Source organism: Dolosicoccus paucivorans (assembly GCF_900100125.1).
In the GTDB taxonomy this organism is placed as follows: Bacteria; Bacillota; Bacilli; order Lactobacillales; family Aerococcaceae; genus Dolosicoccus; species Dolosicoccus paucivorans.
Genome location: NZ_FNEL01000102.1, coordinates 1 through 1,306 on the forward strand (window position 1 = coordinate 1; position 1,306 = coordinate 1,306).

1 protein-coding gene is annotated in these 1,306 nt (G+C 37.7%); it reads right to left on the reverse strand.

The window, feature by feature from the left end:
• Positions 1-143: 143 nt before the first annotated feature.
• The gene (locus BLR79_RS08755; protein WP_092087067.1) at positions 144-1,196 is read right to left on the reverse strand and encodes a PTS sugar transporter subunit IIC; all 1,053 of its coding nucleotides are present in this window, start codon (positions 1,194-1,196) and stop codon (positions 144-146) included.
• Between the last annotated feature and the right edge of the window lie 110 nt (positions 1,197-1,306).

The following is a 1,306-nucleotide window of genomic DNA, read 5'->3' on the forward strand; positions in this document are numbered from 1 at the left end:
GTAACAATTTGAAGTTTCGTTTCTAAACTATACTTGGTCATAAAAATACCCCCAAAAGTTAGATTTTTTGGTCTAACTTTTGGGGGTCGGCTCACAGATTGGCTTATAAAAAGCTACATCTGGAGGGTTTAATATTTTATCGGTTAATTACCAGAGAATTTAAATACATTATCATTATATAAATTCATGCCAGTAAACAAATGATGGGTAACAATCGCAATACCTAAAGGAACGATTAAGTATTGAAGAATCAAAATACCAATATTAACAAGAACGTTTCCTTCCATAAAGCTTAACGCTGTAATAGGACCTGAAAGGCCAGTAATTCCAAATCCTGCTGAAGCGGTTGTACCTTGGATTTTAAATAAATAAGAAACAAAACCTGTCACTGCAGCGTTTACTACAATAGCTGCAAAAACTTTGGGATTTTGTAAAACGTTCGCCATAAATAACTTAGGTCCTGAAAAGAATAGCGTAAACGTTGTTCCTGGGTTATTCACACGCCATGAGCCGTAAACTAGCGTAAATAAAGTCGCTGCGATTCCTACGTTCGCCGCCCCTGCTCCAAGACCCGCTAAAGAAATCGCATAAGCAATTGCTACGGTAGACAGTGGAGTAACAATCACAATCGCAAAAGTAATCGATAATAAAACCATCATTAAGAAGGGTTGCAATTGAGTGAAGTTCGCAATTAAGTTACCTAGCATCGTTGTTAAGTTAGAAACGTAAGGTAACGTGAAACGACCAATTAAACCTGGAATCATTCCACCTAAAATAGGTACCAAAACGATAGTTAAGTTTGGTAGACGCTGACCATATAGTCGAATGATCATTACCGCAATCGTCACAGTCAAAATAGTGTTGACTAAGTCTCCTGTTCCTTGAAGGAGCCAACCTTCCGGAGTAAATTGAGCTGCCCCACTTCCGATAAACGCTGCTGCCGCAACAGAAGCCATATGAATCGGTGCTAAACCAAATTGGATGGCAATAAACATACCAACTAAAAACGGGACAGAGAAGGAAAAGTTTGACACTAATTGAGATAGCATAACCCAAATTCCTCCATATTGCGATAAACTATTAAAAATTGCTCCAAAGATTGCACTTGGAATCAGTCCGACTACAATCCCTAAGGCCGCTCCGTTTAGAATTTTATTCGTAAACTCCTTGCCCGATAGACGCTGTGTTTCTTCCATTTTCTTCTTCCTTTCTTTCTTTTTTTTTTTTATTAAAAGATAGATTGTAAAATTAATTGCGACAAACAAGAAAACCCATAACAGGTTCGTGTAAAATGTTAGTAACCACA